This window comes from Neobacillus cucumis (assembly GCF_002860255.1).
Lineage (GTDB): Bacteria > Bacillota > Bacilli > Bacillales > Cytobacillaceae > Neobacillus > Neobacillus cucumis_A.
Map to the genome: position 1 here is coordinate 218,981 of NZ_PGVE01000028.1, position 22,218 is coordinate 241,198.

The window sequence follows — 22,218 nt, forward strand, 5'->3', positions numbered from 1 at the left end:
GTGAGAACAATAATTAAAGGCAAATGGTTTATCCTCATTGCTTGGATTGCTGTTATCGCCGCGCTTTTTATGGTGGCACCAAATATGGAATCACTTGTACGTGAAAAAGGGCAAATTTCTGTACCGGAGGGATATTCATCTACACTTGCATCTAAGATTCTTAAAGATGTTCAATCAAGTGAAAATAAAGGATCTGACCTACAAACAGCCCTTGTCTTCCATAGTAATAAAAAGCTGACAAACGAAGATTTTACGACTGCTGAAAAAGCCGTCAATCAGCTTGAAAAAGAAAAACAAAAACTTGGCATCACTGAAATACTTACTCATTTTAACCAAGAGGAGTTAAAGGATCAGCTCGTTTCAAAAGATGGTAAAACCATTCTTGTCTCTGTCAAGGTAACAGCGAAAGGCAGGGAAGCAAAAGAGATTTCAAAGGATTTATATGATGTACTTGATAACGTCAAACTGGATCATTATTATACCGGCAACTGGGTAATTAGTGAGGACCTCGTTACTAACTCACAGGAGGGCTTGAAAAAAACAGAAGGAATTACCGTGGTTTTCATTTTGGCGGTACTTCTACTTGTGTTTAGGTCCATAGTAGCACCGATCATTCCGTTAGTGACGGTTGGATTCAGTTATCTTACCGCTCAGTCTATTGTCGGCCTATTAGTGGATCATGTGAATTTTCCGTTATCCACCTTTACACAAACTTTTATGGTGGCAGTCCTTTTTGGAATTGGAACGGACTATTGTATCTTACTTTTAAGCCGTTTTAAAGAAGAAATGTCGAAGAATGAAAATGTAACCGATGCAATTGTAGAAACATATCGGACTGCTGGAAAAACGGTTTTCTTTAGTGGAATGGCTGTTATGATTGGGTTTGCTTCCATTGGTCTTTCTACCTTCCAGCTTTACAAGTCAGCCGCGGCTGTAGCGGTTGGTGTCGCTATCCTTTTAGTTGCCTTACTAACTGTCGTTCCATTCTTCATGGCAGTTCTTGGAAAGAAACTTTACTGGCCATCAAAAGGCAAACTTGAGCATAGTGACAGTAAAATATGGGGAGCCATGGGTAAATTTGCTTTGGCACGTCCATTATTGGCATTTATCCTTGTTGTAATTATTTCTGTTCCCTTTCTATTTACTTACCAAGATCAACTATCTTTTAACTCACTAGAAGAAATAAGCGATGATTATCCTTCTATAAAAGGGTTTAATATTATTGCGGACTCCTTCGGTCCTGGTGAGTCGATGCCGACACAAATTGTTATTAAAAATGATGATAAACTTAATACCTCTGAATATATTACTTTAACAGATAAAATCAGCCAGGAACTGCTGAAAGTTAATAATGTTGAAACAGTTCGTTCCGTCACCCGCCCTACTGGCAAACCGATTGATGATTTTTATCTATCAAAACAAGTATCCAGTCTTGGGGATGGACTTGGCAAAGGAAATGAAGGGATAAAGAAAATCAGTGATGGGCTTTCTGAGGCTGGCACACAGATGGCTGCTAACCAGCCAAAAATGCAGGAAGCAACGGATGGAATAAGTCAATTAATTACGGGAACTAACAAACTTAAAACGGGTATGGGCTCTCTTCAAGATGGACTGACTAAAATTCAAAATGGTCTGAGAGATGGTTCCATGGGAGCAACAGAAGCTCGTAAAGGCTTAGAACAAATAAAATTTCAATCTGAAAAATTATTAACTGGATATAAACAATTATTAGAAGGCTATAAGACTGCAAGTGCAGGTCTTGGTACAATGAAAGAACATTATGATGAAATTGCAGGCGGATTAAATCTTATCCATCAAAACCTAGTCAAAACAGACCAAGCCTTTGCAAATTTAGAAAAACAATATGCAGATATTGCTCAAAATCAAAACTATCAAATGATTAAAATGACTGTAACCGGTGTAAAAACTGCAACTGATGCCTCTATTAAAGATCCAAGAGTATCCTTGCTTACTAGTTTAAACACCCTTAATGCTGGTTTACAGAGTGCCGTGGACGGCATTGATACGGCTAATCAAAATCTAACGAAGATGATTTCCGGGCAAGGACAGCTGATTGATGGAATGGCCAAACTAATTGATGGTATTGACAAACTTGCAAATGGCCTTAATCAAATGGAAAAAGGTCAAGAAACGGCAATTGCTAATCTGCCTAAATTTTCTGGTGGTTTAGAGGGAATCGCAAATGGCCAGCAGCAGCTTCTTACCGGTTTCCAAGATATTGGCGGGCAAATAACAAAACTGTCAACCGGTTTAACCCAAAGTTCTGACGGCTTAAATCAAGTATCGAAAGGCCTTAATTCCGCACAGGATTATTTATCGGATGTATCTAAGCAAAAACAAAACGGTTTTTATATTCCTCAAGATGTCCTGAATGGCAAGGATTTTGAAAAAGTCTTAAATTCATATATGTCAAAAGATCGCAAAGTGATGACGATCGATGTTATTTTCAATAAAAATCCTTATTCAAATGAAGCAATTAATAGCGTACCTGACATCAACCAAGCGGTAAAACGTGCGGTGAAAAATACAAAACTTGAAAACGCAAAAATAGAAGTTGGCGGAGTATCTAGTATGCACCATGATTTAGATACTATTTCCAAAGCGGATTACTCGAGAACGGTCGTATTAATGCTGGCAGGGATTAGTATCGTCCTTATTATCCTGCTACGTTCACTAATTATGCCGCTCTATTTAATTGGTTCCCTAGTCCTAACCTATTACACTTCTATGGCAATCTCAGAATCTATTTTTGTAAATATACTTGGATATACAGGAATTAGCTGGGCCGTTCCATTTTTTGCTTTTGTAATTTTAATAGCCCTAGGCATTGACTACAGCATCTTTTTAATGGACCGATTTAACGAGTATCGGGATATGCCAGTCCAACAAGCAATTCTTATATCTATGAAAAAGATGGGCAGTGTCATCATTTCAGCTGCAGTAATCTTAGGTGGTACCTTTGCAGCAATGATGCCATCCGGAGTACTTTCATTGTTAGAAATTGCCGCCATTCTCTTAATCGGTTTAGGCCTGTATTCACTTGTGATTCTTCCATTGTTTGTACCGGTAATGGTAAAAACATTTGGTCAGGCAAACTGGTGGCCATTTATGAAAAATAATGACAGCAGTATAAATCATCATCATTAATAGTTGGTACACTGTTCGAACTGAACAGTGTACCTTTGTATATTCAGCTTGAAACTTTTCCCCTTTTCATTCGTACATACTTAGGCAGCTAATTTATTAGTTGAATTGAAATTTTTCCCTTTTTAGATTTACCGTTATAATGTACATAAATAAAAGGATAAGGAGTGAAAATTATGGGTGTTACTCTAAGCAAGGGTCAAAAAGTTGATTTAACGAAATCACACCCAGGCCTTCAAAAAGTAGTTGTCGGACTGGGATGGAATATAAGCCAATTGGGTTCAAATTTTGATTTAGACGCCTCAGCGTTTTTATTAGGACCATCTGGGAAAGTGAACAGCGACCAGGATTTTGTCTTTTACAATAACCCTTCAGGGGCCAATGGATCGATTATATACAGCGGAGATAATCGTATAGGTTCTGGTGTACGTGACGATGAACAAATTAGGATTGATTTAAGCAGGGTTCCTGACCATATCCACCGGATTGCCTTCACCATTACCATTCACGACGCCCAGATAAAAAGGCAAAGTTTTGGACAAATTTCTGATGCTTATGTACGTATTTTTGATGAAAATACGAACGAGGAGCTATTGCGCTTTAATCTAGGCAGGGATTTTACAGTCGAAACCGCCATTGTCGCAGCAGAACTATACCGTCATAATGGTGAGTGGAAATTCAATGCGATTGCCAGCGGTTTTCAAGGAGGACTAGCAGCCTTATGCCAAAACTTCGGTGTGACTGTTGATGACCCGACTCCATACATACCGTCTCCGCAGCCAACCAATCAGCCGGTTAATTATAGTAGTCATTCTACTCAACCAATGAACACAAATTCATATAACTCCAATCAACAAAACCAAACGAACTATGACTCATACCAGCAAAGCCAAATAAACCGAAATACGAACCAACAGCAGCATGTCCATCTTCAACCCGAATCATCTTACCGTCAGCCTGCTTTTGGATATCCACAGACGGCCTATTCAAATCCCCACAGCCAATCGTCATATGGCGGAGATGATATTATGTGCCCTCGGTGCCATTCAACTAATGTCAGAACAGGAAAAAAAGGATTTGGTATAGGGAAAGCAGCGATTGGCGGCTTAATTCTTGGACCTGTAGGATTACTTGGAGGTTTTATTGGAAAAAACCAATTAAAGTTTACATGTAACCATTGCGGCCATGGATGGGCCCCTTCGCAAACAGATTATGTAGAATGGGCCAATAATCAAAAACGACGCGCACAAGAATTGTTCCATCGTTACAAAAGTCAGGACCTTCTTGATGCTGTCACGGCCGCTTGTGCGTTAGTGGCCATGGCTGATGGTTATTTAGATGCATCTGAGCGTCAAAAAATGATTGACTTTGTGAATCAAAGTGAGGAATTGCGAGTATTTGATACCGCAAAGGTTATTCAAAAATTTAATCAGTTTGTATCAAGGATGGAAAATGATCGAATGATGGGTCGTGCGGAAGCATTTCGTGCACTGGGTAAAATTAGGACAAAGCCTGAAATTGCTCGATTAGTGGCACGCTACTGTATTGCCATTGGCTATGCAGATGGGAATTTTGATCAGAATGAACAGCAAATGGTTGCGGATATTTGCCGTGAACTTGGTTTAAATCCAGCGGAGTTCCTTTCGTAATTTAAGCTAAAATAGCCTCCAGTCCAAGATGGAATGGAGGCATTTTCAGATTATTTTTTCCATATTCTTTTATTTTCCACGCGTTTGGTTATTCCCATTGCGTCCAATCTTTCTAAAAATGGAATCATATATTTTCTCGACAGTTCTAGAACATCCTTCGCGTCCCCCACTTCAAACTCCGCTCCTGTTCCGTTTTGAAGTCTTTCAACAGCTTCTTTAAATCTATCCCCATGATAAGCAAATTGATCATCTAACTGGACAAGCATACTTTGATCTTCTAGGAATTTTTTTAAGTCATATTCAAGTCCAGCTGGAATACCTGCAGCTTCAAAATAATCCTTCAAGTAACGTACCTTAAGCCCGTCTTTTTTTAACTCATTCAACAAATTATCTGTACGTTTGGCCCAGCTTTTTGGTACATGAGGCACAAAAGCTGCTAAGGATACAAATTGTTCTTTCCTCTTAAATATACCATTCGTCATACCATCTTCCACAATAAAATCAAGTAGTGGTTTTGGGAACCTTTCTTGAAGTGTCTGCAGCAGCTCTGCTTTATTGATCCCTGCCTTCATCGAATGGGTTAGATGGAATTCTTGAAGTTGGTCAAAAATAGCTTCTTCAATGGACTCAATTAAGAGTTTAAGTGTATACTCTTTTCCATTATATAAAACAAATTCCTTATTAGCTAACTGCTCTGTTAACGTTGATTCATCAAGCGCCGTACGTTTTATCAGTTCGGTTAATGGGAGGCTTTTTGCTTCCATGAGTGCGGCCGAAATCCGCTCCCTTGGTGTTCCAACTTTCTTTTTTCCCAGTTCATCGATTGTTTGGTTTCCAAAACGGTATTTATTGCCACGTGGATCAATCACCCATCCGCCGCCTATGGTTTCCTGCGGACTTGGGCGGCGAAGAATAAAACGGTCTCCCCGCTTTGTTAGGATTTCTTCTTCCAATCGAAGCTGACATAGAATTTCACTGTTTTCTTCTTTAATTTCATTCCGATCAAAGAAAACAATTCGCCCCATAACCTCCGCTGTTCCAATATGAAGCTTGATCGGCATCCGCTGCTTGACGATATGTTCAAGGTCTGCGACAACCCGAATCGCCACATCGACTGTTTTTGTTACAATGAAATGCTCGGAGGAAACTAACACATCTCCCCTTTCAATTTCTTCTTTTGAAACGTTTGAGATGTTTATAGCTGCCCTTTGACCTGCATACGCTTTCTCTGCAGGGTGATGATGGACCTGAATTTGCCTAGCTCTTACTTCAAGACCCCTTGGCATAATTTTTAATACTTGTCCCTCCTCAACTGTTCCTTCATAAACAGTCCCACGTACAACGGTCCCTTGACCTTTTACAGTAAACACCTGATCAATCGGCAGACGAAAAGCCCCTTTGGCATCTCGCATCTCTTGATCCTTTAGCGTCCTAATAATTAAGTCTTTTATTTCTTCTATCCCTTTTTTAGATAAACTATCAACTAAAACAAAAGGGGCATCCTCAAACACAGTCCCCGTTAGTTCTCCTAAAATATCATCTTTCACCAGCTCAATGAATTCTTCATCAACTCGGTCTATTTTTGAAATGGCGACAATCCCAGTTTTCACACCTAAAAATTTTAAAATATCAAGATGTTCCTTTGTTTGCGGCATAACACCTTCATCCGCTGCAACCACAAGGACGACGAGGTCGATACCGGCTACCCCGGCAATCATTTGTCGGATAAAACGTTCATGCCCTGGAACATCAATGACGGAAATTTGGATTTCTTGGTCTTCATATAAAGGAGCAAAGCCCAGTTCTATGGAGATTTGCCGTTCCTTTTCTTCTTTTAAACGGTCTGTATCGACATTCGTCAATGCCTTTGTTAGAGATGTTTTTCCATGGTCAATATGACCTGCCATCCCAATCGTAAAATAGCGTTTTTCCAAATTAAGCACCTTCTTAATCGTTCTACCATTCTACTGTAGCTTGAAATGGTTATTTGTTCAAGCGAACACTTTTAGACATATTTACTTAGAGAAAACGGTTCTAAGTCGTTTTATTTTTTTTCAAAAAAAATAAAAATTAAATAGGCAAAAATATACACAAAATATCAGAAATTTATTATAATAAATCTAAAGATTTTGCACGTGTGCAACTTTTGTTGATTAACGAACAAACCTTGCGCCTATGAAAAATAACATAAGAAAGGATGGTGTCTTATGAGCCAGACTAATTCACTTGCCGTTGAAAAGGCTCGAGCAGCAGAAAACAAAACTGTTTTAGCCGCAAGGGATGCCATAAATGGAAAAGTAAAAGGGATTCGGGCATTATTGCCATTCCTTGGTCCAGCCTTTATTGCATCAATTGCTTATGTAGATCCGGGAAACTTTGCTACCAACATACAAAGTGGTGCCCGTTTTGGATATAAAATGCTATGGGTCATTGTTTTAGCGAACCTTATGGCAATGCTCCTTCAAAATATGTCAGGAAAGCTTGGTATTGCCACCGGAAAAAGTTTACCAGAGATTTGTCGGGACCATATGCCAAAATGGCTGACGATAATAATGTGGATTGTTTCAGAGCTTGCTGCAATGGCTACCGATCTCGCTGAATTTTTAGGGGCAACACTGGCACTAAATTTACTTGCAGGAATACCTATGCTATATGCCACCCTTATCACTGGTGTGGTCACGTATTTAATCCTGATGCTTGAGAAATTCGGATTCAGGCCATTAGAAAAATTCATCGCTGCCTTCGCGATGTTAATTGGTTTATGCTACTTGGTAGAAACCGTACTATCACAGCCTGATTTTTCACAAATCGCCTATCATAGTGTGGTTCCTTGGCTCGGTAATAATGAAAGTATCATGCTTGCCGTTGGTGTGATTGGTGCCACGGTTATGCCACACGCGATTTATTTACACTCAAGCTTAACCCAAAATCGGATCGTTCCTAGAAATAATCAGGAAAAGATTAAAATTCAAAAATTTAGTACGAAAGAAATTATGATTGCGATGACTTTGGCAGGCTTTGTTAATCTTGCGATGATGTATATGGCCGCCTCTGTTTTTAATACAACCGGTCAAAGTCATATTGCAGATTTGACAACAGCTTACCATACCCTTACCCCACTGCTAGGCTCGGCAGCTGCTAGTGTATTCTTAATCTCCCTGCTAGCATCTGGTATTTCAAGTTCGGTGGTCGGAACAATGGCGGGCCAGGTAATTATGCAAGGGTTCGTTGGCTTTAGCATTCCTTTATGGGTCCGCCGATTAGTAACTATGCTGCCAACCGTGATTATCGTCGCTCTTGGGGTCGACCCAACTCAGACACTTATTATTAGTCAAGTCATCCTGAGCATTGTCTTGCCGTTTCCAATTATCGCTTTGATTTATTTTACACAGAAAAAAGACCTTATGGGTGTACTTACAAATAAGCGAATTACCACAATTCTTTCTTCCCTATTTGCTTTAATCATCCTTGGTTTAAACATTTGGATGGTTGTACAAGTAATTTTTGGGTAATGAAGATGAAGAAACACCATCTTATTCGGGATGGTGTTTTTCCTTTCTATAATGACTAATATAAAAATTAGGTACTACCTCTTGATCAGATATCCATTGGTAGCCATTTTTTAAATATAAATTTTTGGCTGGAGGGTTATCTCTTCCAGTTGATACATGCAGTATAGAGATATCCTGATGGTGTTCCTCCACTTTTGTCAGCAGTTTTTGAGCAATTCCTTTTCGGAAATGGTCTGGATGTACGACCATACGGCAAATGGTCAGTTCCTGATTATGTAGCGTATATGAAATGGCACCAGCGAGACACTCTCCCTTATAATACCCCAAAAATGTTTCACCGCTGTCTTTCAGTTCATTGATTGTTTCTTTAAAAGGAGGGATCTCATAAAAATTAATTATTTGGGCTTCAACCAAATAGGATTCTTTTTGGAGGTCAAAAACCTCCTTCAGTACGCTGGTTTGATTTAAATCCAGTTCTTTTATCACTTTGTTCTCCTCTCCCCTAACTTAAAAAAATCCCCCACCAGGTGAGGGATAAAGGATTATGCCACTTTAATGGCCTTCCCAAAAGGAACCCGAGGCAGGAAATCCCCTGGTACAAGCCAAAATAATTCAAAATCTACCTTTTCCATCTCTTCAGAGAAAAAGCCTGTGACATCGGTTATATAAAATAGTGTATCAATCTTCTCTTCTTTTGCCCACTCTAAAACTAATGTATAAGAAGACTTCCCATGAGTATGATATTTAATCGAATCACTTTGAATGGGGGAAATGCTTCTAATTTTAAAATCTGCTTGAACTAATAATGTGTCGGGTTTTACCTGCTCAAACAGTTTTACTATGTTATTAATCAGGATCACTGGTGCCTCATTTGTGGAGGTATCCACTGCTAATGCTACCTTTTTATCCTGCCGCTGCTGAATCATTGATAGTATCGTTTTATGCCATCTCAACCCCAACAACCCCTTTGTATTGAATGAGTGAACTATCTTATTTTGGGTTTTAGTGAAGGGGTTTATGATTGGTTAAATGCGGGAAAATTTGCTCTATTTCTTAAGTATATCACAATAACAGGATATTTTTCTCAAGCGTTTTTTGTGATGTACAGGTTATATTATGATTATTGGTTAAAGTACTCTCGTTTTTTCTTTAAGTATTCTTTTTCGCACTTTAAAAGCTTGTAATGAACGGGATTTCCCTCTTTCTTTTTCTTACCCACTACATCCCATTTGAAATCTGCCAGTTTTAAATGAACAGCTACGTTTGTATTGTCAGGCTGTTTATAAAGCAGGTAAGCTTCTTTTGGTTTGATATAAAGGGTCGGTTTTCCTCGAGATGCCACGATAAATTGTTCATGTAATGATCGGTAGTTTTCATCCATTTCTTTCCCGCCGTAAATTAGATGGGCAGCGTCTAAAGCTTTGTCTGAAACCTCAATATAATTTTGATTGTCGATATCCAGCCCAAGTTCAGTAATAATCTCCTTCATAATGGATTTATTATATTCAACATCTCGAATTTTCATATCCTCAAGGCAATCGGAAGATAACCTAGGCAGTTCATCGGCTCGTGTATTAAGTGGACAAAGAACGATGAACAGGCTCCATAATATGAATGTTATCATTTTCATAGAAAAATATCCTCCTAACCATGTTTGAACATATTATTCATCATTAATGGAAAATCTATTCTGTTAATAGAATTCATCTTATTTCATGAGATCGATATATGCTATAATAAAAATATTGATTATTCAGAAAATATACATAGGTCTAAGTCGAAATGGGGGGAAGAATTTTGAAATATGACGTGATCGTAGTTGGTGCTGGCCTTGCCGGGTTAGTGGCAGTTTCTGAACTGGCTAGTTCTGGTAAAAAAGTACTTTTATTAGACCAAGAGCCCCAAGCCTCATTGGGAGGCCAGGCGTGGTGGTCGTTTGGCGGTTTATTTTTAGTAGACTCACCTGAACAAAGAAGAATGGGCATAAAGGATTCCCGGGAGCTGGCTTGGCAGGACTGGTTAGGATCCGCCGGCTATGACCGCGAGGAGGACGAGGATTACTGGGGGAAAAAGTGGGCTGAAGCCTATGTGGATTTTGCTGCTGGGGAGAAACGTCAATGGCTGTATGATATGGGTGTTCGCTTTTTCCCGGTAGTTGGCTGGGCTGAGCGTGGCGGATATACGGCAGAGGGACATGGAAACTCTGTGCCACGTTTCCATATCGTTTGGGGAACTGGTCCTGGACTTGTGAAACCGTTCGAGGAACGAATGCGAGAGGCCATGGTGAAAGGTCTAGTGGATTATCGACCGCGTCATCGGGTGAACGAAATACTTAAGGAAAATGAAAAGGTCGTCGGCGTACGGGGCGATATTTTAATAGCCAGCTCTGCAGCTCGTGGGGAAGCAAGTTCCCGTGAAGTAATCAAAGATTTTAAGTTTCACTCCCAAGCCGTACTGGTTACTAGCGGTGGCTTAGGGGGCAACCATGAGTTAATTCGAAAAAATTGGCCAGCACGTCTTGGTGAAGCTCCGAAACACATGATTTCAGGGGTACCGGAACATGTGGATGGCAGGATGCTCGCTATCACGGAGAAAGCGGGCGGCCGTATTGTAAATCGAGATCGAATGTGGCATTATACGGAAGGCATTAAAAACTGGGATCCCGTTTGGCCTAACCATGGGATTCGTATACTCCCTGGTCCCTCCTCCCTTTGGCTTGACGCAAAAGGGAACCGTTTCCCAGCACCAAACTTCCCAGGATTTGATACACTCGGAACACTTGAAGCGATCATGAAGTCGGGTTACGATTATTCGTGGTTTATTTTAACCCAAAAGATAATTGAAAAAGAATTTGCCCTTTCTGGTTCGGAGCAAAATCCTGATTTGACAGAAAAGAGTATTAAAAAGGTTTTAGCCCGTGTCCTTCCTGGACCTACTGCACCTGTAAAAGCGTTTATGGACAAAGGAGAAGATTTTGTTATTGCCAAAACCCTGGAAGACCTCGTTGATGGGATGAATATACTTACTGGCGAAAACCTCCTCCAAGTTGAAGCAGTCAAGCGCCAAATCCTCGCGCGGGACCGGGAAATTGATAATAAATTTACAAAGGATTTGCAAATTACTGCCATGAGGGGTGCACGTAACTATTTAGGGGATAAATTAATCAGGGTTGCTCCGCTGCATAAGATCCTTGATCCCAAGATGGGACCATTAATTGCTGTCCGCTTGAATATTGTCAGCCGAAAAACACTCGGCGGTCTGCAAACGGATTTATCTGGAAGGGTCTTGGACGCCTCAGGTAATCCTATTCCAGGACTTTATGCCGCTGGAGAAGTTTCAGGCTTTGGAGGCGGAGGTATTCATGGCTACCGATCATTAGAAGGAACTTTCGTCGGAGGCTGCCTGTTTACTGGAAGACAGGCTGGGCGGGCACTCGCAAAGGAACTATGAAGCAAGGGTAATCAAGGGGACGGTTCTCATGCTTACGAAGCAAAAGAACCGTCCCCTTGCTCTCATTGATTTCAATTTGTAAATTTAAACTCTGTCCGGCTTCCAGTTTGTCCGGCTATAACTTCAAGTCTTACATCAATGCGCTCTTTTAATTCAGGCACGTGAGAGATTATTCCGACCAATCGGCCGCTGCTTTGTATATCCATTAAGGATTCAATGGCTTGGTCCAGTGATTCGGGGTCAAGTGTACCAAACCCTTCATCAATAAACATCGTTTCCAAAGAAACACCACCAGCATAATTTTGCACCACATCTGCCAAACCCAATGCCAATGACAAGGATGCTTTAAAGCTTTCTCCACCCGATAACGTTTTAACATGGCGTTCCTGACCAGTATATTGGTCAAAGACAAGCAATTCTAAACCGCTTTGAGCGTTACCTTTCGAACGATCAGTCTTCCTTTGTAACAGATAGCGTCCAGAGGTCATTTTTCTCAAGCGGACATTCGCTTCTCGTAAAATATCATCTAAGAAGGCAGCAAGAACATAACGTTCAAACGTAATACGTAAATTATTTTGTCCTCTTGCAATATCAGATAGATCACCGATAATACTGAACCGTTCCTCCAATTCCTTAAGCTCGTTATTCAGATTCTGGACACGGCTATAAATTTCCTCATTATCACGTTTTTTGAAAACTAAATCATTTCGTTCTTGTCCCAGCACTTCAATCTCACTTGTAGATTTCGATAACTCCTGTTTAATTCCCTCAACATCGGGTGTTTTCACATCGGATAAAAGCTCGATTAATTCCTTCAGCCTGTCAGAAACAGAGCGTAACTCCTCACGATAGCTGCGAATTTCTTCCTGAAGGCTCTGAATTTCCCCTTCTGTCCTTTTCGAAGCAGCATAAATACCATATTTCTCAAAGCCCTGTTCAGATAGTCTCGTTAAAAAGATACCACGTTCTGTTTCAAGATCCTTTTGTTTCGAAGCATGAAGCTTCTCGGCATCCTTTAATCTCGCCTTTTGATTAGATAGTTTTTCATGAACAGCTTGAAGACGTTCCTTCGCTTCTTCTAGCCGTTTCACTAACATTTCATGACGACTTCGAGAGGCAGCCAGAGCCCTTTCATATTCCGTTTCTGAGCGTAAATTTTCAGGAATTACCTTCATCATTCTAGAAAGATCAGTTTCTTTTTTTGTAAACTGAACGGTTAGATCACTTACCATTCCCCTTAACTGTTCAATCCCTTTTTGTAATACGCCTCTTTCATTCTCTCGAGAATCAATTTCTGACTTAAGCCGTTCTAGCATTTGAATTTGTTCTTCTAACTTACTTTGCCGATGAACTAAATCCTTAATGGCCGAAGCTGCTTCTAACTTTACATTTGATAACTGATCTAGAATAAAGTCTGGATGGGTTACTCGTATTTCGATTAGCATGTCTTTAACTGCTTCTTTTTGTGCTCTTTCTTCTGATTGACACTGATAAAAGTTAGCTTCCACTCGTGATTTTTCTTTTTCCCATTTTTCGACTTGTGCCTTAGCAGCCTTCATATCATCTTCGGTTGGAATACTATTTTCTTTACCACTTGCTGGTGCTGGATGATGCAAAGACCCACAAACAGGACAAGCTACATCATTTCGCAGATTAGCAGCTAAAATAGCTGCTTGCCCATGAATCCATTTTATCTCCAACTCATCTATTAGGGCTTTTGCATCCTTAAATCGAGCCACCGTATTTTCAAAATGGCCACTTATGACAGCCAGGTCTTGCTCGGCTTTTTGATGACGGGCAAGCAATGTTTCTAGTTTTTCAAGACGGGCAAAATCAACTCTCAGTTTTTCAAGCTTACCCTTATTTTCTAAAAAGGTTAATTTGCCTTTTTCGATTTCTTCTTTTTGAACCTTTAACGAAGCAACTCTCTCTTCTAACTGTTGTAATCTTTGTTCATCCTTCAATTGCTTTTCTTTTGCAGCTTTTAGCTCGACGGCTTTCTGATTTGTCTCTTTCTTTAAGGCTGCAAATGAATAGACATCTTCTTTCATATTCACTAGACGATTCACTTCAGAAAGTGCGGCTTGGCGGTCATCCTCACGCTCAAGTTCTTTCTGTAACTGCTGTTTATACTGTTCTTCAAGTTCATTCAATTCTTTAATCTCGGCTAATATCGAGTTTATATTTGCCTGAAGCTTGTCTGCCTCCCGTTTTAACCGATGGCAAAGCTCCTCTTGTTTAGACAATAAAGCCGCTTTTTGCGCGCGTTGAACCTGTAATTCTTTCTCAGAGAACAGGTCCTGTTGATCAAGCAGGTGCGCCTTTTGTTCTTTTAACTCCTCTTTCGTTTGCAGCTGTTTTAGAATAGCTTCTGCTTCAAAAAGCTGCCCCTTTAATTTATCTTGCTCTTGAACCTTTACTGTTAATTGACTTGTTAATTGGTCTAGTTTTTCCACCATGCCAACGATCTCATCATGTAATAGCGGCATGATCACAGTGTGATTCTCCGGATCGGTATTAAGAACTTGGCGGAGTCCTTCATTTGTCACCACTTGGATTCGGCGTAAGGCTTCATTACGTGCCTTCTCCTGATCTTCAACTGCCTTTTTCAGATCGGCCGCTTCCTGTTTAAGCTTTTCTTCTATTAATTTATATAGCTGAGTATGAAATAGCCGCTGCAGGATGAGTTCTTTATCCTTACTGTCTGATGTTAACAGTTTTCGAAATTCTCCTTGAGGAATCATTAAGATCTGCCGGAACTGATTGGCATCAATCAACATAATTTCCTTAATTTTTTCTTCTACATCACTTGTCTTCGAGGCAAGCAATTTTTTCTCCCCATCTACATCCCATACATATAATTCCGCTTTCGCTCCAATAGATGTGAAACCCTCGCCTCTGTCCTTTTTCTTTTGCTGCTGTGGTGAGCGTGTAATGGAATAAACTTTGTTACGCAGGGAAAAATCAAGCGAAACCTCTGTTAACAAATCTTCTTTTGCAAATTGGCTGCGGAGCTCCGGGCCATTACGGTCTTCCCCGCTAGCTTTGCCATAGATGGCATAACTAATCGCATCAAAGATCGTTGTCTTTCCCGCACCTGTTTTTCCAGAGATGACAAACATGGTCCGGTTTCCAAGCTGATTAAAATCTATTTCCTCCCGGCCTGCATACGGTCCAAACGCCTGCATGATTAATTTTAACGGTTTCATTTAACTCCCTCCTCTCGCAACACCTTGTCAATAATTTCAGTCATGACGTTTCTTTTATTCGCAGTAAATTCAGAGGTTGTCATATCGGAATAAAACTGTTCGAATAGATCAATTTCAGATTTTTTCTCACTTTTTATAACTGTATAGGATTGTTTTTTCTTACTGTCTGTAAGGTCAATCTTCTTTTCCAAATGGAGAACATTTGGGTAAACTTGTCGCAATTTATTTATCGGATCAAGCAGGGCACCTTCATCCAGCAATGTAATTTTTAAATAATCTTCCACTTGTTCCTTCCCATAAAAATTAGGATCAAGCAATTCTTCAATATGTCCTTCGATCTCCCGCATGTCATGTTTTGGTGTAAGCGACCGATACCGGTGGGAAAACTCCCCTTTTTCATCCATTTCAATAATAGAAATGGACTTTCTTTGCTTTGCTTCCGAAAAAGAATATTTTAACAGGGAACCAGAATACTTCACTTTCTCGTGGTTTATCGCGTCAGGACTATGCAGATGTCCCAGCGCCGTATAGGAAAATGGAGCAAATAACTCTGCACCCACACAGCCTGAGCCGCCCACAGATAAAATCCGTTCAGAATCGGAGGTTTGTCCGCCTAAAACAAAGGCATGTCCGACCAAAACATTTGGTTCATTCGGATTTAAGTTCTCTTCTATTTTACCAATCAGGGCCTTCATCGCTTCTTGGTGTGAATGGATAGAATCATCCTCAAGCAGCTGGCGGACCATCCCTGGCTCTGCATAGGGGACAAGATAAAAGTTTACCCCATTAACTTGAACCGGCTTTAAGTTATTTGTTAATTTTCCAGTTAAATAGAATTGACTATGTTTATACCACGAGCTTCCAAAGGAAAGACGCTCCGCGCTATCATGGTTCCCGGCTATGGCTACAACAGGGGTCTTTAACTCAACATTGATTTTAAAAAGAATTTCATCTAGTAACTCCACCGCATCTGTTGGAGGAACTGAACGGTCATATAGGTCGCCTGCAATAACTACTGCATCCGGTCTCTCTTCCTCTACAATAGAAACAAATTGTTCAAGTGCAGCACGTTGATTCTCTGTCATATAAATACCATGTACTAATTTACCTAAATGCCAATCAGCGGTGTGAATAAATTTCATTTAAGTCACCTCTTGCATATTCGAATACTACTATTATAGCAAAATACCAATTGGAATGAATCTGGAAATCACTTGTATAACTAAACTAAGACAATAAAAAACAGCCTTAGACAATGTCCAGGCTGTTGTAATTGTTGTTTTGGTAAAATTACTTCTTCGTTACGTTAGCAGCTTGTGGTCCACGAGCTCCTTCAACAACTTCGAAAGAAACTTCTTGACCTTCTTCTAAAGTTTTGAAACCTTCTGTTTGGATTGCAGAATAGTGAACGAATACGTCGTTTCCGTCTTCTGCTTCGATGAATCCGAAACCTTTTTCTGAGTTAAACCATTTTACTTTACCGTTTTTCATGTAAAAAAATCCTCCTATTGGCTTAAACTTTAAGCCATGTGTAAAATTCACCAAAGTACAACGTGATAGCTTTACTTTCATTTCCTCATCCAAACATCGGTTAAAACTTTGAACAAGCTGGTAACATAAATCTTATCTCGTGTGCAACGGCTGTTTAAAATTTATCATCTATATTAAAATCTGTCAAGAAAGGGCTTTACGACACGCTATTACACGATTCTACATTCCTCTATTTCTACCTTCTGGATTCTCCATTAAATATAGCAGTTTAGTAATGAGTTTGTCGTATTTTGAAGAAAAATAATTGGGCTCAATTTTAAAACGGTTCCATTTTTACAATTTTCTCTCATACTATTGCTGTCTTCTCAATATTACAATAAATAAAAACAGCCGAAGATTAATTCTTCGACTGCGTGAGGACATCGTCTTCCTCTTCTTTAAACTTATCCAGGATGGTAATTGTATCTACTAAATGATTATTAAATATCTGACGGGCCACTGCCAGTAATTCAATAATCATCGGGTCCTTTAACGTATAGATTACCTTATTCCCTTCCTTGGTTCCTGTGACAATATTTTTTGCTCGTAAAACCGTCAGCTGTTGGGACACAGCAGAACCTTCACTGCCCACAAGGGTTTGAATTTCATTGACATTTTTATCCCCCTCAGCAAGCAGTTCCAAAATGCGGATTCTTAGGGGGTGAGCCAGTGCTTTAAAAAATTCCGCTTTAAATTGCTGCATTTCTAAATTCAAAAAATCACTTCCTCATTTTTTAGAAGGTGGCTGTTAATTTTGTCCTATTATCAACTGCCTCTGCCGCAGACAATTGTTTACATTCCCTAAAGGCAAAATGCTTACAGCCCAAGCATTTATTTTCATTAATTTTTGATAATCCATATTGAATGGCATCTCCGGTATGTTCAAAAAAATGAGTCTGGCCTATTAAATCAAATAAACCTGTCTTTTTCAGAACACTCTCTGGCTGTGAATTCAATCCTGATATCAACACTATACCACTTTTTGAAAAATGTTTCACAATACTCCTAAGAATGGCTTCACCGGTTGTGTCCATTAACGGTACCTTGCTCATTCGCAATAAAAGAATTTTAGGCCGATAATTGATTGTTTCCATAATGGTCTTTTCAAAGGTTTGGGCTGCCCCAAAAAATAATGGACCTTCCACATTAAATATACTAAATTGCGGACAATCGTGGGTATCAGTTACCATAGACGTTTCTACTTTTCCTTGTTTATTCTGAGGGTTTGGCAACGCCTTTGCTGTAATTGTCACATCACTCATCCTTTTAACAAACAGAATAGCGGACATCACTAACCCACTTTCTACTGCTGTCGTTAAGTTTACAAATACGGTAAGTAAAAACGTAACTAAGAGGACAATAGAATCCGTTGATTTTGTTTTTAAAATATGAGCAAAGACTTTTCGTTCACTCATATTCCATGCAACCACCATTAGGATTGGTGCCATGCTGGCAAGTGGAATATACGATGCCTTTGGGGCAAAAAACAATAAGACAAGGAAGACAACAACCCCATGAGTGATACCAGAGAACGGGGAAACTGCTCCATTTTTAATATTGGTCGCAGTCCTAGCTAATGCCCCAGTAGCAGGGATTCCCCCAAATAATGGGGTGACCATGTTCGCAATCCCTTGACCAATCAACTCCTTATTACTGTTATGGCGGCTGTTGGTCATACCATCCGCTACCACTGCTGATAGAAGGGATTCAATCCCCCCAAGCATAGCAATTACGAACGCAGGCTTCAAAAGTTTTAAGAACATATTCATATTAATATCAGGCATATGAATCTTAGGCAATGTACCAGGAATTTCTCCATAGGCTGTTCCAATGGTAGCCACTTGATCAGGATAAAATAGTACAGCAACAAGTGTTGAAATGATTAACCCTATAAGGGGACCGGGAACCTTAGGTGCCACTTTCGGAGTCAGTAACACAATCATTAAACAAATACCTGCTGTGAGCAAACTAAATAAATTAGTTGTGTTTAAATGAGAAAAGATTTCTTTAACATTTAAAATAAACTCTTCATGTTTTTTAATCCCAGTTAACCCTAGGAAACTGGCAATTTGTCCAGTAAAAATGGTTACAGCGATCCCTGCTGTAAAACCAATCGTCACCGGTCTAGGAATCCATTTAATAAGCGACCCTAATCGAAAAATTCCCATCAGCGTTAGAATAACTCCTGCGATAAACCCCGCGATAAGTAAATTTTCATAACCATACGTCATAACAATTCCAAATAAAATAGGAATAAACGCCCCTGTTGGTCCACCAATTTGATATTTTGAGCCTCCAAGTAATGAAATAAGTATTCCGGCCACAATGGTCGTATAGATTCCATACTCCGGCTTTACCCCTGATGCTATGGCAAACGCCATTCCCAGCGGAATCGCAATCACACCCACAATCAAACCCGAAAGCAGGTCTTTTTGTAAACTTCCTAAGGAGTAATGCTGGAACCTCTTGTCAATTAACATAGTAACCCTTCTTATCAATTATTTTTGTATATCTGATTATTTGAATATAGCGGAATACTATGTATTATTCAAGTAGTTTACCCCAAAAAGTTTCGCTTGTTTTTCTTGTTATTATAGTGTTATAATGATTAAGCGATGAGCTGAATTGTGTAAGTCGAGAAACATTCCTTTATGGAGCACACAATGTGGAGTGTGGTTTTTCGCCTCAATACGCAAGACGCCTGTATATACAGGCGTCTTTTTTATTTTATATCTACGGAAGCTCCTGTTGCGGGCTTTTTTTGTCTCAATTAAAATTAGCACTTTTTTCCTAAATTTTTTATAATGAATATGGGCATTTATTTTTATAATGGTGGAGGAATCTAAATGAATAACCATGAAATTGATTATAAGATTTATGGCGATGATATGCAGTTTGTTGAAGTCGAGCTTGATCCACAAGAGACTGTTGTGGCCGAAGCAGGAAGCTTTATGATGATGGATGATAACATACATATGGAGACTATATTTGGTGACGGATCCGGCGGCGGCGGATTAATGGGTAAATTATTCAGTGCAGGAAAACGAATAATTACAGGTGAAAGCCTGTTTATGACTACCTTTACCAATCATGGTGCCGGGAAAAGACATGTTTCATTCGCCTCTCCATACCCTGGAAAGATCATTCCAATGGATTTAAGTGAGCTTGGAGGGAAAATCATTTGCCAAAAGGATGCTTTTCTGGCTGCGGCCAAAGGTGTTCAAGTAGGTATTGAATTCCAGCGAAAAATCGGTGTTGGCTTCTTTGGCGGTGAAGGTTTTATTATGCAAAAGCTTGAGGGCGACGGGATGTGTTTCGTTCACGCCGGAGGTACGATTGTACGTAAAGAACTCCTGCCAGGGCAATCGCTGAGGGTTGACACTGGATGTTTGGTTGCGATGACAAGCAATGTACAATATGATATCGAGTTTGTTAAAGGTGTTAAAACTGCCCTTTTCGGCGGCGAAGGCTTATTTTTTGCAACGCTTAGAGGCCCGGGGTCTGTTTGGATTCAATCCCTGCCATTTAGCAGACTAGCCAGCAGAGTGTTTGCTGCTGCACCTTCACGCGGCGGTTCAAAAGATGAAGGCAGTATTGCGCGAGGAATTTTTGATATGTTTAATGGAGAATAAGTTTTTTAAGGCAGGGTCGAATGTAGCCCCTGCCTTTTTTATGATGATTTTTCCAGCTGTCCCACTAATTGAAAGTCAGGACACGAAGATTGTTTGACTGGATCCTGTTTTATCTTTCTCCTATTCTTATACCTTCTTAATACTTTTCTACCATTCAAATTTTCCTCTAATTCTTTTTTTATCATATTCACAATCACAATCACTAGAAAATAGGCAATGATTGGCGTAAGGATAGCCCAAGGGGCACGCATAAACTCACTGAAGTTTTGACCAATCAAACCAGCCCACTCATTCGATATTGTTGCGGGTTTTGGCGGTTCATCATAACCCATAATTCCCGCCCGATTACGGCCTCCCAAAAACATCCCGAATAGCCCAAGCTGCATCGTAATATGCAGTGTGCTGATAATCTGCTGAACCGTAAATAGTAACCCGTACGAACGGAGATGGGGCATCAATTGACGCCTGATAATATGCCATTTGCTAGCCCCCATTAAGTAGGAACTTTGCACATAGTTCGTCTTTAATAAATCATCCGTCACATCTGAAGCAAACATGGTTACCGATGGGATTCCAATAATAACGAGAATAATTATTTGATAAGTAACGATAGAAAAAATCGCAACATCATTAAATTCACCAGCAATCGGCATCATTAAAATCAGTCCTAAGAGGATGGCCGGTATATAACGAAAAATAATAAAAACATCCTGGATATAACTTTTTAAATAAGGGACCCCTATTGATAGAAACAGCCCTAGAGCCCCTCCCAAAACAACTCTTATTAAAGCTACGCCAAAAGCCGTGATTAGAGTAAATTTCGCACCATATAGTAACAGCAGATGCAAGTCCTCTCCATTTCGATCGGTTCCGAGCAAATGTTTTTCAGATGGGGGAAATGGGGCTCTACCAATAACATCTCCCTGTTCATTTGTAACAATGATCTTGTGATTAAAATCCTTGGGACCATAATAAGGGTATAACAGGCTAAGCAATAAAAGGGCTAATAGGATAGCAGAACCAATCACTGTTTTTGGATACTTTCTCATATGCTTACTTTCGCCCTTCCTTTAATCATCTTGGATAGTAACCAGCCAATTGACTCAATAATCAGTAATGGAATGGTTAACATGAATATAAAGATGACAAGCGTAGTTATATTTCCACCGAGAAGCACTACTTTTAATAATTGTTGATTAAACCCATTAATATTAAAAATAAATTCTACTAAATAAATATTTGATAATAAGACCCAGACAATAGTCCTTAATTGTATAAAAGCAAGGGGAAAAATATTACGCATGATATGGACTAATAGGACCCGTATCTGCCCAATTCCTTTTGCTTTAGCATACTCCGCATAAGGCTGACTTTGTTCCTCAGTAATAACTTTTATTAGAAACTGTAACATTAAGAATAAAGGTAAAAAAGATACAGTTATTACGGGTACGAAATACGGCTTTTTACCAAAAATTCCATATAGCTGCAAGAACTTTAAACCTGTGGTCTTATAAAGGGTGACAACCAAAAACATAAATAAGAAAATAATAAGTAAATCAGGAACACCTTCGAAAAAGTTAATCACATTTTTTAATAGGTTCCTCACTCTAGCAGAAGATAAGACCACAACAAAGGCAAGGCCGATAGCCAAAATAATAATCAATGATAAACTCAGTAATAAAAGGGTCATGGTATATCGATAGCTTTCAACCATATCTACTGTATGAAGGAATTCCCAATATTTAGGGTCACTTATAGTAATCAGTCTATGAAAATCGGATCTTACACTCCCCCAAAAGGTATGTATATTTATTTGCACCCTGTCTTTTCCTATACCTAACAAGGAAGGTAAATTAAAGACAAATAGTAAACTTGCTAGAATTAACACTAATCTTATGAAAACACGCAAAGCCCGTTTCATCTCTTCCCCCATCTCTAAAAATTAGCATGTTAACTATCCGTAAAATTTTGGAATATTTCTCCCATTTTCAATTGTAACCTATTTTTCCCAATATTCAATTTAATATTGTTATATAATGGAATTTAAAGAGCATGCACATTACTTGCATGC

At 39.5% G+C, this 22,218-nt stretch carries 16 protein-coding genes; 5 read left to right on the plus strand and 11 right to left on the minus strand.

Features of this window, described 5'->3' with window-relative positions; translation table 11 throughout:
- Window positions 1-3,168 (plus strand): MMPL family transporter, encoded by a 3,168-nt coding sequence (locus CVD27_RS06245; protein ID WP_101647019.1) that lies wholly within the window; start codon window positions 1-3, stop codon window positions 3,166-3,168.
- 173 nt (window positions 3,169-3,341) lie between these two features.
- On the plus strand, window positions 3,342-4,814 hold the full coding sequence (locus CVD27_RS28985; protein WP_101647020.1) for a TerD family protein: 1,473 nt from the start codon (window positions 3,342-3,344) through the stop codon (window positions 4,812-4,814).
- 50 nt (window positions 4,815-4,864) lie between these two features.
- Here the strand turns inward: CVD27_RS28985 and selB are convergent, their stop codons facing one another.
- Window positions 4,865-6,748: a selenocysteine-specific translation elongation factor gene (gene selB, locus CVD27_RS06255; RefSeq protein ID WP_101647021.1), complete on the minus strand. Its 1,884-nt coding sequence runs from the start codon at window positions 6,746-6,748 to the stop codon at window positions 4,865-4,867.
- Between the two features lie 273 nt (window positions 6,749-7,021).
- Between selB and CVD27_RS06260 the strand changes: the two genes are divergently transcribed.
- A complete protein-coding gene (locus CVD27_RS06260; protein WP_101647022.1) occupies window positions 7,022-8,326 on the plus strand; it encodes an Nramp family divalent metal transporter in 1,305 nt (434 codons plus the stop codon).
- A gap of 21 nt (window positions 8,327-8,347) precedes the next feature.
- Here CVD27_RS06260 and CVD27_RS06265 read toward each other — a convergent pair whose 3' ends face one another.
- The 3 genes from CVD27_RS06265 to CVD27_RS06275 form a co-directional block, all read right to left on the minus strand.
- Entirely contained in the window at window positions 8,348-8,812 is a 465-nt protein-coding gene (locus CVD27_RS06265; protein WP_101647023.1) for a GNAT family N-acetyltransferase, read from the minus strand.
- 56 nt (window positions 8,813-8,868) lie between these two features.
- The gene (locus CVD27_RS06270; protein WP_101647024.1) at window positions 8,869-9,279 is read right to left on the minus strand and encodes a VWA-like domain-containing protein; all 411 of its coding nucleotides are present in this window, start codon (window positions 9,277-9,279) and stop codon (window positions 8,869-8,871) included.
- A 167-nt stretch (window positions 9,280-9,446) separates the two neighbouring features.
- A complete protein-coding gene (locus tag CVD27_RS06275) occupies window positions 9,447-9,956 on the minus strand; it encodes a hypothetical protein (RefSeq protein WP_101647025.1) in 510 nt (169 codons plus the stop codon).
- 167 nt (window positions 9,957-10,123) lie between these two features.
- Here CVD27_RS06275 and CVD27_RS06280 point away from each other — a divergent pair, with 167 nt between their 5' ends.
- Window positions 10,124-11,776 (plus strand): FAD-binding dehydrogenase, encoded by a 1,653-nt coding sequence (locus CVD27_RS06280; protein ID WP_101647026.1) that lies wholly within the window; start codon window positions 10,124-10,126, stop codon window positions 11,774-11,776.
- 71 nt (window positions 11,777-11,847) lie between these two features.
- Here the strand turns inward: CVD27_RS06280 and CVD27_RS06285 are convergent, their stop codons facing one another.
- From CVD27_RS06285 to CVD27_RS06305, 5 genes are all read right to left on the minus strand, one after another.
- Window positions 11,848-14,985, minus strand: a complete 3,138-nt coding sequence (locus tag CVD27_RS06285; RefSeq protein WP_101647027.1) for an AAA family ATPase — start codon at window positions 14,983-14,985, stop codon at window positions 11,848-11,850.
- On the minus strand, window positions 14,982-16,127 hold the full coding sequence (locus CVD27_RS06290) for an exonuclease SbcCD subunit D (protein WP_101647028.1): 1,146 nt from the start codon (window positions 16,125-16,127) through the stop codon (window positions 14,982-14,984). Before CVD27_RS06290 ends, CVD27_RS06285 begins: the two co-directional genes overlap by 4 nt.
- Window positions 16,128-16,275: 148 nt before the next feature.
- Window positions 16,276-16,476 (minus strand): cold-shock protein, encoded by a 201-nt coding sequence (locus CVD27_RS06295; protein ID WP_007083969.1) that lies wholly within the window; start codon window positions 16,474-16,476, stop codon window positions 16,276-16,278.
- A 397-nt stretch (window positions 16,477-16,873) separates the two neighbouring features.
- Window positions 16,874-17,230 (minus strand): ArsR/SmtB family transcription factor, encoded by a 357-nt coding sequence (locus tag CVD27_RS06300; RefSeq protein WP_101647029.1) that lies wholly within the window; start codon window positions 17,228-17,230, stop codon window positions 16,874-16,876.
- 19 nt (window positions 17,231-17,249) lie between these two features.
- Window positions 17,250-18,995, minus strand: coding sequence for a SulP family inorganic anion transporter (locus tag CVD27_RS06305; RefSeq protein ID WP_101647030.1), 1,746 nt, complete (start codon window positions 18,993-18,995; stop codon window positions 17,250-17,252).
- 366 nt (window positions 18,996-19,361) lie between these two features.
- Here CVD27_RS06305 and CVD27_RS06310 point away from each other — a divergent pair, with 366 nt between their 5' ends.
- Window positions 19,362-20,147, plus strand: coding sequence for a TIGR00266 family protein (locus tag CVD27_RS06310; RefSeq protein WP_101647031.1), 786 nt, complete (start codon window positions 19,362-19,364; stop codon window positions 20,145-20,147).
- A 38-nt stretch (window positions 20,148-20,185) separates the two neighbouring features.
- On the opposite strand, the gene CVD27_RS06315 is transcribed toward CVD27_RS06310, so the two are convergent.
- Entirely contained in the window at window positions 20,186-21,196 is a 1,011-nt protein-coding gene (locus CVD27_RS06315; protein ID WP_101647032.1) for an ABC transporter permease subunit, read from the minus strand.
- A complete protein-coding gene (locus CVD27_RS06320; RefSeq protein WP_180960172.1) occupies window positions 21,193-22,068 on the minus strand; it encodes an ABC transporter permease subunit in 876 nt (291 codons plus the stop codon). Before CVD27_RS06320 ends, CVD27_RS06315 begins: the two co-directional genes overlap by 4 nt.
- Window positions 22,069-22,218: the final 150 nt, after the last annotated feature.